Here is a 12,701-nt window from a genome sequence, read left to right as displayed (position 1 = left end):
AAAACAAGCAAGCCTGCTTGTTTCTTGGTGACTTCCCGTCTACCGTCTGTCCATGCGCCTCACCGAAGACCACGACGACTTCCGCAAGAGTGTCCGGCACTTCGTCGACACCGTGGTCAACCCGTGCGCCGACGACTGGGAGCGCGACGGAGCCTTCCCCGCCCACGACGTCTTCCCGAAGGCGGCCGAGGTCGGGCTGCTCGGCATCGAGTACGACCCCGCCTACGGCGGGCTGGGGGCGGACCACTCCTACCAGATGGTCGCGTGTGAGGAGCTCGGCCGGATGGCCTCGGCCGGGGTGAGCATGGCCATCGGGGTGCAGTCGATGATGGCGACACCATCGCTCGCCGAGCTCGGCACGCACGAGCAGAAGGTCGCATTCCTCGCCCCGGCCATCGCCGGGGAGGCTGTTGCGGCGATCGCGGTGACCGAGCCGGACACCGGTTCGGACGTCGCGCGCCTGCGTACCCGTGCTCGACGTGACGGAGGTGACTGGGTGGTCTCCGGACGCAAGATGTTCATCACCAACGGTGCCCAGGCCGACTGGGTCTGTCTGCTCGCACGGACCTCCGACGAGGGCGGCTACCGCGGCATCTCGCAGATCGTCGTCCCGACCACGACGCCGGGGTTCACGGTCAGCCGGACCCTCGACAAGCTGGGCAACCATGCCTCCGACACGGCCGAGATCGTGCTCGAGGATGTGCGGGTCCCGGTGGCGAACACGATCGGAGAGGTCGGTCGCGGCTTCCAGCAGCAGATGCAGCAGTTCGTCATCGAGCGGATGTCGGCCGCCTACACCACCGTCGGTCAGTGCGACCGGGCACTCGAGCAGACCCGACGGTTCGTGGCGGAGCGGAGCGTCTTCGGCACCCCCCTCGCGTCGAAGCAGTATGTCGCCTTCCGCCTCGCCGAGCTGCAGGCCAAGGTCGACCTGCTGCGCAGCCACAACCGCGAGACGTGCGAGGCCCGGATGGCCCGCGAGGACATCACCCGGATGGCTTCGGTCGCCAAGCTCACCGCCGGCCGCCTCGTCCGTGAGGTCGCCGACACGTGCCTGCAGTTCCATGGCGGTATGGGCTACGTCGAGGAGACATGGACCTCGCGGTTCTACCGGGACGCACGACTCGCGTCGATCGGCGGCGGAGCCGACGAGGTCATGCTCCAGGTTCTCGCCCGGCTCGACGGGCTGCCCGCGTGACGCGTCGCACGACAACACGCAAGGATGAGCTCATGACCGAAGAACAGAGCGCCCAACGCACACTCGCAAACCGCACCATCATCATGTCCGGCGGCAGCCGCGGCATCGGGCTGGCCATCGCACTGCGCGCCGCCCGGGATGGCGCCAACGTCGCCCTGCTCGCCAAGACCGACCAGCCCGACCCACGTCTCGAGGGCACCATCCACACGGCAGCCGCAGAGATCGAAGAGGCAGGTGGGCACGCGCTTCCCATCGTCGGAGACGTGCGCGACGACGCCTCCGTGGCCGACGCCATGGCCCGGACCGTCGAGAGGTTCGGCGGGATCGACATCGTCGTCAACAACGCCAGCGCCATCGACCTGTCACCCACGTCCAGCCTGTCGATGAAGAAGTACGACCTGATGCAGGACATCAACTGCCGTGGGTCGTTCCTGCTGGCCAAGACCGCACTCCCGCATCTCGAGCAGTCTGACGCCGCCCACGTGCTCACCATGTCGCCGCCGCTCAACCTCAACCCGAAGTGGGCCGGCGGGCACCTCGGCTACACGATCGCGAAGTACGGCATGAGCCTGGTCACTCTCGGGCTCGCCGAAGAGCTGCGGGAGGCGGGGATCGCGGCCAACAGCCTCTGGCCCCGCACCCTCATCGCGACCGCGGCGGTCCAGAACCTGCTTGGCGGCGACACGGCCATACAGGCCAGCCGCAGCCCCGAGATCGTGGCGGACGCGGCATACGTCATCCTCACCCGCGACCCACGCGAGTGCACCGGCAACTTCTTCATCGACGACGAGGTGCTGCGCGAGGCCGGCATGACCGACCTGTCGGTCTACGGCGGCACGGACGACCAGCTGCAGAAGGACATCTTCCTCGACTGACAGCCGAAGCTCGGGGGCCTCACGGCCCTGGCGGGCTGGGGCCCCCGAGCTCACGCTGGTACCGATCGAACACCGTGAAGGACCACCAATGATGCAGCCGGACCTCTCCCTGGTCGACCCGCTCGACCATCACCTTGCCACGCGCGTGAACGTCGGGGACACCCTGACCCGCACCGCAGCCCTCTTCCCCGAGCGGAGGGCGGTGATCGACGGGACACGCGAGGTGACCTTCCGTGAGCTTGCCCAGACCGCAGACCGCCTCGGGCATGCCCTGCTCGGGCTCGGGCTCGGGCCGGGCACCCCGGTCGCGCTCCTGATGACCAACTCGTGGCGGATGCTCGCGACGTACTACGCCTGCGCCCGGGCGGGACTCGTCTGCCTGCCGCTCAACGTCATGCTCACGGCAGAGGACCTCACGTGGATCGTCGGGGACGCCGAGGCGCCGATCCTCGTTGTTGACCCGGCACTGCGCCAAAAGGCCGAGGGCATCGTCACCGGCGCGGCGTCCATCGCCACCGTAGTAGTCGCCGAGGACGAACCGGCGCCGGTCGCAGACCGACGCACGATCGGCTGGGACGGCCTCGTCGCCACAGGGATGGAGGGACCGCTCGACGCCATGGTCGACGAGCGCGGCGCGGTCCAGTGCCTCTACACGTCCGGCACGACGTCACGGCCCAAGGGCGTGCTGACGAGCCACGTGTCGGTGACCATCGGCCTGCTGAGCAACGCGATCGTGACGCGGCAGCGGTGGGGGTCGGAGCCGCCGGTCATGCTCGTGGTCCTGCCGCTCTTCCACGTGACCGCCCTGAACACACTCGCCATGCCGGTCATCATGATGGGCGGCACCGTCGTGCTACCCGGCGCGGGCTTCGATCCGGCCGCCGTGCTCGATGCGCTGAGCGCACACCACGCGACCCACGTCATGATGCTGCCGATGATGCACGCGGCGTGCGCCGCGGAGCAGGCTCGCACCCCACGAGACCTCACCTCGGTCGAGTGCGCCATCTATGCGATGGCGCCGATGCCGGAGAACCTGCTGGCCAAGGTCGACGAGATGTACCCCAACGCGGCCGTCATCCTCGGCTCCGGGCAGACCGAGGTGGTCCCGGCGACCGTGATGCAGTGGCCAGAGCACCGGCACACGGCTGCGGCCTCTTGGGGTCCGCAGGTGCCCAGCGTGCTGACCCGGACGATGAGCCGGCCCGACGGCGACCTGCTCGGCCAGGGGGAGACCGGCGAGATCGTCTACCGGGCTCCGAACGTCTGCCTCGGCTACTGGAACAACGCGGCGGCGAACCAGGAAGCCTTCGCGAACGGCTGGTTCCACTCCGGCGACATCGGGCACGTGGACAGCGAGGGCGTCGTCTGGTTCACCGACCGGCTCAAGGACATCATCAAGTCCGGCGGCGAGAACGTCTCCTCGGTGGCCGTCGAGGCGACGGTGCTGGCCGCGCCGGGCGTCGCTGAGTGCAGCGTCGTCGGAGTGCCGGACGAACGCTGGGGAGAGGCAGTGTGCGCCGTCGTCGTGCCGGACGGCACGGTCCCGGTCGGCGAGCTGCCCGACCGTGTCATCGAGTACGCGAGGTCGCGCCTCGGCGGCTTCCAGGTGCCCGAGGTCGTCCGGCTCGTCGACGCGCTGCCCAAGACCGCGACCGGCAAGATCCAGAAGTTCGAGGTCCGGGCTCAGGCCCGTGACCGCTGACCGATTTGGGTGTCGGGCTGGGACGTGACAGTCCTTTGGGTCGGCCTTCGATCGCGACGGGCGGGCGATGTGTCCGCCCGTCGCGAGTCCCGCTCCTCCATCGGCCGGAACGGGGGTCGGAACTACGGCCCGACCCGGATGAGCTTCTTGTTGACGAACTCGTCGGCGGCCAGCAGCCCCATCTCGCGCGAGGTGCCGCTGCGCTTGACGCCGCCGAAGGGGAGCCCGGGCTCGTCGGCCTGCACGATGTTGACGTACACCATCCCGGCATCGATCTTGTCGGCGATGCGAGCGGCCTGGTCCGCGTCGGTGGTGTAGACGTACGAGCCGAGCCCGAACGGTGTGTCGTTCGCGAGCGCGACGGCCTCGTCCTCGCCGGACACCTTGTAGACGACGCCGACCGGGCCGAAGAACTCCTCGCGGTAGGCATCCATGTCCTTGGTGACACCGGTCAGGACGGTGCTCTCGAAGAAGGCGCCGTCACGCTTGCCGCCGGCGACCATCGTGGCGCCCTGGGTGACTGCCCGCTGCACCTGGTCGTCCAGCCGCTCGGCCGCAGCCAGTGACGACAGCGGTCCGAGCACGGTGTCCTGGGCCATCGGGTCCCCGGTGCGCGCCGCGGTCATGGCCGCAGTGAACTTCTCCAGGAACCCGTCGTACAGGTCCTCGGTCACGATGAAGCGCTTGGCAGCGTTGCAGGCCTGACCGGTGTTGTCCAGGCGTGCGTTCACGGCGGCTTCGACAGCGCCGTCGAGGTCGTTCGTGGACAGCAGGATGAACGGGTCGGACCCCCCGAGCTCGAGCGCCACCTTCTTGAGGTTGCGTCCGGCGATCTCGGCGACGGCGGCACCGGCACGCTCCGAGCCGGTGACCGACACACCCTGGATGCGGGGGTCGGCCACGACCGTCGCTGCCTGCTCGTTCGTCAGGCGCAACCCGACATACGCGCCGTCGGGGAGCCCGGCATCCCGGTAGATCTGCTCGATGGCCGCGGCCGACTCGGGGCACTGCGGTGCGTGCTTGAGCAGGATGGTGTTGCCGATGACGAGGTTCGGTGCGGCGAAGCGGGCCACCTGGTAGTACGGGTAGTTCCACGGCATGATGCCCAACAGCACGCCCAACGGTGAGCGGCGGATGACCGCGGTGCCCTCACCGAGGATGTCGACCGGCTGGTCGCCGGTGATCTTCTCGGCATGGTCTGCGTAGTACTCGGTGATGTCCGCCGCGAAGTCGACCTCGCCTTCCGCCGCGGACAGCGGTTTGCCCATCTCCCGCACGATGATCGCGGCGAGCTCGTCCCGTCGCTCACGGTGCAGCTGGGCGATCCGACGGACGACCGCGGCTCGTTCGGCGACCGGCACCTCGCGCCAGGTCCGATAGGCGGAATCCGCCGCAGCGACGGCGTCCTGCACCTCGGCGTCCGTGTTCGTTGGGTAACTGGCCAGGGTCTCGCCAGTAGCGGGGTTGACGACAACGTAGTCGGTCACTTTTCAGCCTCCATTCGACGTGGCCGCAGTCTTGCCGATCCCATCCGGGAGCGCAATCCTGGCCGTGGGGGACTGGGTCCGGCCGACTTCGACCCGCCACAGCTCCGGGCCCTGCTCGATCGGGGCCCAGCTGACCTGGCCCGGCCGCTCGGCGTTGAGCATGTACTTCAGCGGCGTCGGGTCGTGGTCGGCGACGAGGATGAACTGGCTGCCCTCGGTCAGTCCGTCGAAGGCCGCGTTCGTCAGGTCGGCGCAGCTGGCGCGGCCACCCTCTCTCGTGTCGACGACTGGCGTGCTCATGCTTCCTCCAGAGTGGGTCATCAATAAACACGGAAGCCTCCGTGTTAAAAAGAGCCTACCCTTCTGTCCGCCGTCACGGCTCGACCGTCGGTTGCGTCACCGGGCTCCACGGCAGCAGGTCGGCCAGGACCATGCTGCTGCTCGGCCGCCCGTATCGGGCGAGCCGGTCGATGAGCTCCTGGAATGCGTCCATCGAGGCAGCCGCGACGACGAGCACCGAGCAGCCCTGTCCCGTCACGCGATAGAGCTCACGCACCTCCGGCCACGTCGCCACGTCCGGGTCGCGCAGCAGACAGGTCGGCCCGTAGCAGTCCATGACGACGACGGCACGTACCGGTCGGCCGGTCCGCTCGAGGTCGACGTGTGCGTGGTAACCGGTGATGACCCCGGCATCCTCGAGCCGGCGCACCCGATCCGCGACGGCCGGCGCAGACAGGCGTACTCGCCTCGACAGCTCGTTGAAGGAGAGGCGCCCGTCGGCCTGCAGCTCGGTAAGGATGCGCCAGTCAACTCGGTCCACGACTTCCCACCTTTCGGCCCCAAGGTCAGCATCCTGAACTCATCATGATCGCAAGGTCATAACGAGGAAACGGCACGCATGACCCATTCCGAGGTGTGCGGCATCCGGACGAGAGTGGTCACATGCCTGAGAACTTCGCCGACGCGCCCTTCCGCACCATCATCGAGCCCTTCCGGATCCACTCCGTCGAACCACTGCGCATGACGAGCGCAGCCGAGCGACGCAAGCATCTGCGCGACGCGTCGTACAACCTCTTCCAGCTGCGCGCCGAGCACGTCCTCATCGACCTGCTCACCGACTCGGGGACCGGCGCGATGAGCCGCGACCAGTGGGCCGCGATCCAGCGCGGCGACGAGTCGTATGCCGGCTCGCCATCATGGTTCGTCTTCGTCGACGCGGTGCGCGAGCTGTTCCCCTACGAGCACGTCATCCCCGTCCACCAGGGCCGGGCCGCCGAGCGGATCCTCTTCTCCGCGTTGGGTGGCCCCGGCAAGGTCGTGCCGAGCAACACGCACTTCGACACCACCCGCGCCAACGTCGAGGCCACCGGAGCCAGAGCCGTCGACCTCGTCATCGCCGAGGGCCACGACCCCGTCTCGGAGCACCCCTTCAAGGGCAATGTCGACCTCGACGCCCTCGAGGCGCTGCTCGCCGAGCACGCGGGCGACGTGCCGTGCGTCATGGTGACGATCACCAACAACAGCGGCGGCGGGCAGCCGGTCTCGCTCGAGAACCTCCGCGGCGTGCGCAAGATCTGCGATGCCTACGGCAAGCCCCTCTTCCTCGACGCGTGCCGCTTCGCCGAGAACGCCTGGTTCATCCGGGAACGCGAGGCAGGACAAGGGGATCGCGACGTCGCCGACATCGTCCGCGAGATCGCCTCGCTCGCCGACGGCATGACGATGAGCGCCAAGAAGGACCCGATGGGCAACATCGGCGGGTGGCTCGCGATGAACGACCACGAGCTCGCCCAGACGTGCCGCACCCAGCTCATCCTCACCGAGGGCTTCCCCACCTACGGTGGGCTGGCGGGCCGCGACCTCGAGGCGCTCGCCCAAGGGCTCAAGGAGGTCGTCCAGCACGACTACCTGCGCTACCGGATCCGCTCGACCGCCTACCTCGGCGACGCGCTGCACGAGCGGGGCATCCCGGTGCTGCGACCGATCGGCGGGCACGCGGTCTACCTCGACGCCCGCCGGCTCGCGCCGCACCTCGAGCCGCTCCAGTACCCAGGCCAGTCGGTTGCCGTCGCGCTCTACGAGGTCGGCGGAATCCGCTCGTGCGAGATCGGATCGGTCATGTTCGGGCGCCAACCGGACGGCTCCGAGGCGCCCGCCGCGATGGAGCTCGTACGGCTCGCGATCCCGCGCCGCACCTACACGCAGAGCCACATGGACTACGTCATCGAGGTCTGCGAGCGCGTCGCGACCGAGGCCGCCTCCCTTCCCGGCTACCGGATCACGAGCGAGCCGCCCGCGCTGCGTCACTTCACAGCCGACTTCGCGCCGATCGCCTGACCGCCGAAGAACGCCCGGCGTCACGAAGACCGAAAGGGTATGCCGCTGAGTCGGCTCAGCGGCATACCCTTCGAGTTGCGTTGTGGTGCAGTGAGACTGACGTGCGCGGCTCAGGCCGCAGGGCGTCCGATCCGCACTCGCCACACCTCGGGGCCCTGCTCGAGGTAGTCCCAGGTGAACTGGTCCTTGTACTCGGCGTCGAACTGGTAGAAGAGCGGCTTCGGGTCGTGGTCGTTGACCAGCTCGAAGCCCGCGCCGGGCGTCAGGTCGTGGTAGGTGCCGAGGATGAGGTCGTGACGGCGGGCCGGCGGCTCGCTGCGGACATCGAGCTCGGGGTCTGCACTCATGGTTACTCCTTGGGTGTCGGTGCTTCGGTCGGGTGGGCGCCGGGCTCCGCGGGGAGCCGGGCCAGGAAGTGCATGGCACCGTTGATCCGTTCCGCCTCGCGGGGGCTCGCCTCGCGCAGGGCCCACCAGGCCTTGGCGGCCAGACGACTTGCCGCGTCGGGCCGTCCGGCCTGGCCGAGGGCTCGCAGCGTCTTGACGAGCACGTCGGTCGTGCCGGCGAGGGCCTCCTCGACGGAGAGGTCTGCGGGGCTTCTCATGCGTCTCCTGTCCTGCAATTAACACGGCAGATGCCGTGTTAAACACGAGAGAGCCTACCTCAGTGCCGCGCCGCGGCTACACATCAGCCCAACGCCGTGCAAGGGTGGCGAGGTGAGCACGGCAGTGGTGGTGGGCAGCGGCCCGAACGGTCTGGCGGCCGCCCTGACGCTCGCCGCGGAGGGGCTCGACGTCACCGTCCTCGAGTCGGCAGACCGGATCGGGGGAGGGGCCCGCAGCGGCGAGCTCACACTGCCGGGCCTCATTCACGACGAGTGCTCCGGCTTCCACCCGCTCGCGGTGGACACCCCGTTCTCGCGGCGCTTCGACCTGGCCGCGCATGGGTTGCGTTGGCGCTGGGCCGAGTTCGAGTACACGCACCCGCTCGACGGGGGCCGGGGTGCGGTGGCCGGCCGGTCCGTGGCCGACACGGTGGCCGGGCTCGGTCCGGACGGCCGCTCGTGGGAGCGGGTCTTCGGCGGCCTCGCGCCACGCTTCGCCGACATCGCCGAGGACTTCCTGCGCCCGCTCCTGCACGTGCCGCGACACCCCGTGAAGCTGGCACGCTTCGGCGCGGCAGCACTCCCGCCGGCGGCGACGCTGGCCCGGATCTGGTCGACGGACGAGGCCCGAGCCCTCTTCGCCGGGGTCGCCGCGCACGCACTCCGACCCTTCACTGCGGCGTTGTCCTCGGCGATCGGCGTCGCTCTCGGGGCGGCCGCGCACCGATACGGCTGGCCCGTCGCAGAGGGCGGGTCGGCGGCGATCACCCGCGCCATGCTCGGCCTGCTGGGCGAGCACGGTGGGCATGTCGAGACCGGGGTGAGGGTCGGCTCGTTGGAGCAGCTCGGTGCGCCGGACGTCATCCTGCTCGACACGTCTCCCGAGGCAGCGGTCCGGATCGTCGGCGATCGCATGCCACCTCGGGTGGCCAGTTCGCTCCGGCGCTATCGCCACGGCCCGGGGGTGTCCAAGGTCGACTTCGCCGTCGAGGGCGGAGTGCCGTGGACCCACGAACCGTCCCGCCGGGCCGGGACGGTCCATGTCGGCGGGAAGCTCGAGGAGGTCTCGCTCGCCGAGCGTGAGGTGAACCGGGGTCGGATGCCCGAGCGGCCCTTCGTCCTCGTCGGGCAACAGTATGTCGCCGACCCGAGCCGGTCGCGCGGTGACGTGCACCCTGTTTACACGTATGCCCACGTACCGCATGGCTGGGCCGGCGATGCGACTCTCGCCGTCGAGGCGCAGATCGAGCGGTTCGCGCCCGGGTTCCGCGACCGCGTACTCGCCCGACACGTCCGGTCCGCCGGCGCGCTTGAGACGGACAACCCGAACTACCTCGGCGGCGACATCGTCGGCGGGGCCAACGACGCGCTCCAGCTCGTCTTCCGCCCGAGGATCACCCTGACGCCATACTCGCTCGGCGTGCCGGGTGTCTACCTCTGTTCTGCGGCGACGCCGCCCGGTGCCGGCGCTCACGGCATGTGTGGCTGGAACGCCGCCCGAGCAGCCCTGCGTACGCTGCGCTGACCGGTGCCGACGCGCGGAGCGGACGCCTGCTGTACCCGCCCAGCCCACCTTCCGGGTGGGCGTCATTGCGCGTACTTCCGGCGACCTGCGCGCCGACCCAGCAGCAACTGGCTCAGCGAGTCGACGAGCCAGTCCTCGACCTCGTCGTAGGACCAGCCTTCCCGAAGCACGAGCTGGTCGATGGTCTCGGAGGAGGCGAGGGTGCTCAGGATGGCGCCGGCTTGCTCCACCGACAGCCCCGCGCGAAGTGCCTTCATCTCGAGAAGGCGCCGCGCGATCTCGTGCTCTCCGTCGCGATGGTAGGCATCGCCTGCTGCAGCGACCGGGGCGAGCTCAGGCTCGGTGTGGGCGGCGGACCGTACCGCGCGCATGATGTCGCCGCAGCGCTCGTTGAGCTCACGGACGAGGTGCATGTTGAGCCGGAGCAGCTCCGGTGCGCTCGTCGCCTGGCGCTGCCTGGCATCGTTCTGCGCGACCCCGCCCTCGTCGTTGACGAACTCCACCAGACGGCGGGCGAGCTCGGCCTTGGTGCCCACGCTGGCATAGAGCGTCGGCACGGACACTCCTGCGTGGCGAGCGATCTGGGTCACCGGGGTTGCCGCGTAGCCCTGCTCGGCGAACAGCTTCCGGGCGGCTTCGAGGATCGCGCGGCGCGTCTGCTGCGCCTGGCGCTCCCGGTGAGGGGACCGGTATCCCCTTGACTCCTTCACAAGGCAAGCCTATCTTCATTGGTTATAAGTCGATTCAACCGAAGGAGGGGACTTATGGACAACAACCTATCCGCTCAGACCTCGGGTGGGCCGGTGGAGGGCGTGGCGCTGGATGAGGCTGTGCACGCGGTCGTGGCCTCGTCTGCAGCGGACCGATGGCAGGGCTTTCCCGGGGCGCGGATCACCGGGGTCTGCGCTGTGGTGGCGCCGCCGCTGGCCGTCGCAGCCTCGGCCCTCGGCATCGCGTCCTATCACGCAGCGGGCCAAGACTTCGTCGCCGGCATGGTGGCCCATCCGACGACCTTCGGTCTCGCCATCCAGGTCTCCTTGGCCAGCCTGATCCTCCTGCTGATCGCCGTCGCCGGCGTCGCAGGGGCTGTCGCCGCTATCCGGCCCGGGCTGGGCCGCACCGCAGGGCTGCTCACCGTCATCGGTCTCTGCGGCCCGATCTCCTTCCAGTCGATCTACTGGGCGGCATCGCAGTTGACCGACACGGGCGCGCATCGCGCTGCCGCCGCAGTGCTCATCGACGAGTCACAGGTCATCCCACGGACGGTCATGAACGTCTCCGGACCAGCACTGGTCGTGGGCTTCGTGCTGCTCGCCGTCGCCACGGCGAGGTCGGGGCTGCTCAGCCCCGGCCGCGCGGTCCTGCTCGGAATGGCCGCGTTGATGCCCTTCGGCTTCATCTCCGGCCACCTGCTGATCAGCGTGATCGCCTTCGCCGGGCTGGCCGCCGCCCTCGTCCCGCTCGGCTGGCCCCTCCTGGTGGGCCACTCGGCTCGGGCGGAACTCGAGCGATAGTCCGGAGCACTGCACTCTCGATCGGCAGATGTGCACCCTCGATCGTGAGACGTGCACTGTCAATCGTGAGAAGTGCACTCTCGGTCGGCAGTCAGGTACGGTCAGGCGGCCGTCAGAAGTCGCCGGCACTCTGGCGCATCCGGCCGAGGACCTCGACGAGTTCCCGGACGTCCTGCTCGTCCAGTCCGGGCTGGACGAACACCTCGGAGTTGAGGGCCGCCGTCGCCTTCGCGGCGACCGCCCGCCCGGATGGGGTCAGGGTGACGATGAGCGCGCGGCGGTCGTCGGGGTGCGCCGTGCGGGCCACGAGGCCAGCAGCCTCGAGCCGGTCGACCGCGTTCGTCACGCTCGTCGGGTGGACCTGTAGTCGTGAGGCGATCAGCTTCATCGGCAGCGACCCGCGCTGGCTGAAGAGCAGCAGCATGAGCACCTCGTAGCGGGCGAACGTCACACCGAGGGGCTTGAGGGTCGCCTCGACCCGGCTCAGGGCGATCTGGTGGGCCCGCATCAGCGAGGTGATGGCCGCCATACCGGGCGCGGCGGGCCCCCAGCCGTGCTCGACCCACTGCTGACGCGCAGCGGCGATCGGATCGGCGGAGAGGGCAGGCCTGCCCAACGTCTCAGCGGTCATGGCGCCATCGTAGGTCGGATTTGTAATGACGTCCATTAGTCGGAAGCCCTACTACTTGTTCCTAGGTGCCATTGAAGGGACAGTTCGCGTCAGGCGAACTGCGCCGTCGAGCCGGTGCCCGCGGGTCAGGACTCTCCGGTCAGTCGCCCTGCTTTCCTTCGCGCCCTGGACCATGTCCGCCACCCGCCGCCGAGGAGCGTGAGCAACAACAACCCACTCCAGATGATCCCGGCCGTGGGGTAACCCGTGTGGGCAGCTCCGGCTTCGGGGTCGGCGGGGTCTTGTGCGTCGTCGTACATGTTGGGCGACACGTTGATTGGGCGGGGGCCGCGGGGTGACGTCGGCACGGTCATCCGTGACCACCGCGCTCTTGACCGTGTCCTCCGACACGTTGGCCGGTTGGCCGCGGTGACGGGGCCCCGCCCGGGCCGACCACGGGACCGGGCCGCACCGCCCGCCGCAGGTGCGGCCGTAAAGGTGGACGACCGTGGTGAACCAGCAACTGCGGTGGTCGGTGGCACGCCTGTGCTGCTACCCGGCGAGGTGAAGGCTGAACACGACCACGAGCAGGACGGCCAGCATGCCGACGAGAGCCGCGAACGCGGCGGCGCCCAAAGTGTGCTCGACCCTGCGCTCCGACTCGTCGAGGGCGCCCTCGATCTGCCGCATCTCGCCGCGGAGCACCTCGATCGGGTGCGTGGTCATGCGCTGGCTCGCGCAATGGGCGACGGGCAGGGAGCCGACCGCTCTCGCTGACTGTCCGCGGCTGCAATGGCGAGCCGCTCGATCCGATCCTGCACAGCCAGCAACCGCATCTGGAGGATGCGT

General features: G+C 69.3%; 14 protein-coding genes. 6 read left to right on the top strand and 8 right to left on the bottom strand.

The genetic code is table 11. The features are described 5' to 3' along the window. Positions 1-52 precede the first annotated feature (52 nt). The 3 genes from L0H79_RS03305 (at position 53) to L0H79_RS03295 (ending at position 3,775) form a co-directional block, all read left to right on the top strand. A complete protein-coding gene (locus L0H79_RS03305; RefSeq protein ID WP_301483122.1) occupies positions 53-1,198 on the top strand; it encodes an acyl-CoA dehydrogenase family protein in 1,146 nt (381 codons plus the stop codon). A 32-nt stretch (positions 1,199-1,230) separates the two neighbouring features. Then, positions 1,231-2,073, top strand: a complete 843-nt coding sequence (locus L0H79_RS03300) for an NAD(P)-dependent oxidoreductase (RefSeq protein ID WP_301483121.1) — start codon at positions 1,231-1,233, stop codon at positions 2,071-2,073. 88 nt (positions 2,074-2,161) lie between these two features. Beyond that, positions 2,162-3,775, top strand: a complete 1,614-nt coding sequence (locus tag L0H79_RS03295; RefSeq protein ID WP_301483120.1) for a class I adenylate-forming enzyme family protein — start codon at positions 2,162-2,164, stop codon at positions 3,773-3,775. 122 nt (positions 3,776-3,897) lie between these two features. Here L0H79_RS03295 and L0H79_RS03290 read toward each other — a convergent pair whose 3' ends face one another. The 3 genes from L0H79_RS03290 to L0H79_RS03280 all read right to left on the bottom strand — a co-directional run bounded on the left by L0H79_RS03290 (position 3,898) and on the right by L0H79_RS03280 (position 6,082). Continuing rightward, positions 3,898-5,262 (bottom strand): NAD-dependent succinate-semialdehyde dehydrogenase, encoded by a 1,365-nt coding sequence (locus L0H79_RS03290; RefSeq protein WP_301483119.1) that lies wholly within the window; start codon positions 5,260-5,262, stop codon positions 3,898-3,900. A 3-nt stretch (positions 5,263-5,265) separates the two neighbouring features. Continuing rightward, on the bottom strand, positions 5,266-5,562 hold the full coding sequence (locus L0H79_RS03285) for a DUF2249 domain-containing protein (protein WP_301483118.1): 297 nt from the start codon (positions 5,560-5,562) through the stop codon (positions 5,266-5,268). A 73-nt stretch (positions 5,563-5,635) separates the two neighbouring features. Beyond that, positions 5,636-6,082 (bottom strand): Lrp/AsnC family transcriptional regulator, encoded by a 447-nt coding sequence (locus tag L0H79_RS03280; RefSeq protein WP_301483117.1) that lies wholly within the window; start codon positions 6,080-6,082, stop codon positions 5,636-5,638. Positions 6,083-6,204: 122 nt separating this feature from the next. Here L0H79_RS03280 and L0H79_RS03275 point away from each other — a divergent pair, with 122 nt between their 5' ends. Continuing rightward, complete coding sequence (locus tag L0H79_RS03275; RefSeq protein WP_301483116.1) at positions 6,205-7,599, top strand: tryptophanase; 1,395 nt, start codon at positions 6,205-6,207, stop codon at positions 7,597-7,599. A gap of 110 nt (positions 7,600-7,709) precedes the next feature. On the opposite strand, the gene L0H79_RS03270 is transcribed toward L0H79_RS03275, so the two are convergent. Next, complete coding sequence (locus tag L0H79_RS03270; RefSeq protein WP_301483115.1) at positions 7,710-7,946, bottom strand: DUF2249 domain-containing protein; 237 nt, start codon at positions 7,944-7,946, stop codon at positions 7,710-7,712. A gap of 2 nt (positions 7,947-7,948) precedes the next feature. Then, the gene (locus tag L0H79_RS03265) at positions 7,949-8,203 is read right to left on the bottom strand and encodes a hypothetical protein (RefSeq protein ID WP_301483114.1); all 255 of its coding nucleotides are present in this window, start codon (positions 8,201-8,203) and stop codon (positions 7,949-7,951) included. A gap of 112 nt (positions 8,204-8,315) precedes the next feature. On the opposite strand from L0H79_RS03265, the gene L0H79_RS03260 reads away from it, so the two are divergent. Continuing rightward, the gene (locus L0H79_RS03260; protein ID WP_301483113.1) at positions 8,316-9,728 is read left to right on the top strand and encodes an NAD(P)/FAD-dependent oxidoreductase; all 1,413 of its coding nucleotides are present in this window, start codon (positions 8,316-8,318) and stop codon (positions 9,726-9,728) included. Between the two features lie 62 nt (positions 9,729-9,790). On the opposite strand, the gene L0H79_RS03255 is transcribed toward L0H79_RS03260, so the two are convergent. Next, positions 9,791-10,438 (bottom strand): TetR/AcrR family transcriptional regulator, encoded by a 648-nt coding sequence (locus L0H79_RS03255; RefSeq protein ID WP_301483112.1) that lies wholly within the window; start codon positions 10,436-10,438, stop codon positions 9,791-9,793. A 54-nt stretch (positions 10,439-10,492) separates the two neighbouring features. On the opposite strand from L0H79_RS03255, the gene L0H79_RS03250 reads away from it, so the two are divergent. Next, complete coding sequence (locus L0H79_RS03250; protein WP_301483111.1) at positions 10,493-11,242, top strand: hypothetical protein; 750 nt, start codon at positions 10,493-10,495, stop codon at positions 11,240-11,242. A gap of 112 nt (positions 11,243-11,354) precedes the next feature. Here L0H79_RS03250 and L0H79_RS03245 read toward each other — a convergent pair whose 3' ends face one another. Together L0H79_RS03245 and L0H79_RS03240 are read right to left on the bottom strand one after the other, a co-directional pair. Beyond that, positions 11,355-11,873: a MarR family winged helix-turn-helix transcriptional regulator gene (locus L0H79_RS03245; protein ID WP_301483110.1), complete on the bottom strand. Its 519-nt coding sequence runs from the start codon at positions 11,871-11,873 to the stop codon at positions 11,355-11,357. Between the two features lie 531 nt (positions 11,874-12,404). Next, positions 12,405-12,578: a hypothetical protein gene (locus tag L0H79_RS03240; protein WP_301483109.1), complete on the bottom strand. Its 174-nt coding sequence runs from the start codon at positions 12,576-12,578 to the stop codon at positions 12,405-12,407. Between the last annotated feature and the right edge of the window lie 123 nt (positions 12,579-12,701).

This window comes from Intrasporangium sp., from assembly GCF_030452765.1.
In the GTDB taxonomy this organism is placed as follows: Bacteria; Actinomycetota; Actinomycetes; order Actinomycetales; family Dermatophilaceae; genus Intrasporangium_A.
The sequence above is the reverse complement of the archived record's forward strand: the minus strand, read 5'-3'. Positions and strand labels throughout refer to the sequence as shown.

Coding starts and splice junctions, on each gene's coding strand:
- L0H79_RS03275 (WP_301483116.1), top strand. CDS start 6,205: ATGCCTGAGAACTTCGCCGACGCGCCCTTCCGCACCATCATCGAGCCC.
- L0H79_RS03240 (WP_301483109.1), bottom strand. CDS start 12,578: ATGACCACGCACCCGATCGAGGTGCTCCGCGGCGAGATGCGGCAGATC.
- L0H79_RS03245 (WP_301483110.1), bottom strand. CDS start 11,873: ATGACCGCTGAGACGTTGGGCAGGCCTGCCCTCTCCGCCGATCCGATC.
- L0H79_RS03295 (WP_301483120.1), top strand. CDS start 2,162: ATGATGCAGCCGGACCTCTCCCTGGTCGACCCGCTCGACCATCACCTT.
- L0H79_RS03265 (WP_301483114.1), bottom strand. CDS start 8,203: ATGAGAAGCCCCGCAGACCTCTCCGTCGAGGAGGCCCTCGCCGGCACG.
- L0H79_RS03270 (WP_301483115.1), bottom strand. CDS start 7,946: ATGAGTGCAGACCCCGAGCTCGATGTCCGCAGCGAGCCGCCGGCCCGC.
- L0H79_RS03250 (WP_301483111.1), top strand. CDS start 10,493: ATGGACAACAACCTATCCGCTCAGACCTCGGGTGGGCCGGTGGAGGGC.
- L0H79_RS03285 (WP_301483118.1), bottom strand. CDS start 5,562: ATGAGCACGCCAGTCGTCGACACGAGAGAGGGTGGCCGCGCCAGCTGC.
- L0H79_RS03305 (WP_301483122.1), top strand. CDS start 53: ATGCGCCTCACCGAAGACCACGACGACTTCCGCAAGAGTGTCCGGCAC.
- L0H79_RS03300 (WP_301483121.1), top strand. CDS start 1,231: ATGACCGAAGAACAGAGCGCCCAACGCACACTCGCAAACCGCACCATC.